Consider the following 290-nt stretch of genomic DNA (forward strand, 5'->3'; position numbering starts at 1 on the left):
TACTTTACCTTCTTGCATTACTTTACTTGTTTATTGTTACTTGTCATTAATTTTTTAAAGATCAAATGACGGTGATCTGAAAATTATTTCTTTTTACTTACTGTAAACCTGAAATACTTAGTCTAGTATTTCAACGTTAACAGCGTTAAGACCTTTTCTGCCTTGTTCTGTTTCAAATTGTACTCTATCGTCTTCACGAATTTCGTCGATAAGACCACTTGAGTGTACGAAGATGTCTTCGCTTGAATCGTCAGCTTTAATAAATCCGAATCCTTTTGTGGAGTTAAAAA

The 290-nt window shown here is 32.4% G+C and carries 1 protein-coding gene; it reads right to left on the minus strand.

From position 1 onward, the window contains the following. Positions 1-117: 117 nt before the first annotated feature. Positions 118-290: cold-shock protein (locus ACNKXV_RS07825; protein WP_417907423.1), on the minus strand; the 173-nt coding region annotated here is incomplete at its 5' end.

Origin of the sequence: Christiangramia aquimixticola, from assembly GCF_048285835.1 — a bacterium.
Taxonomy (GTDB): domain Bacteria; phylum Bacteroidota; class Bacteroidia; order Flavobacteriales; family Flavobacteriaceae; genus Christiangramia; species Christiangramia aquimixticola.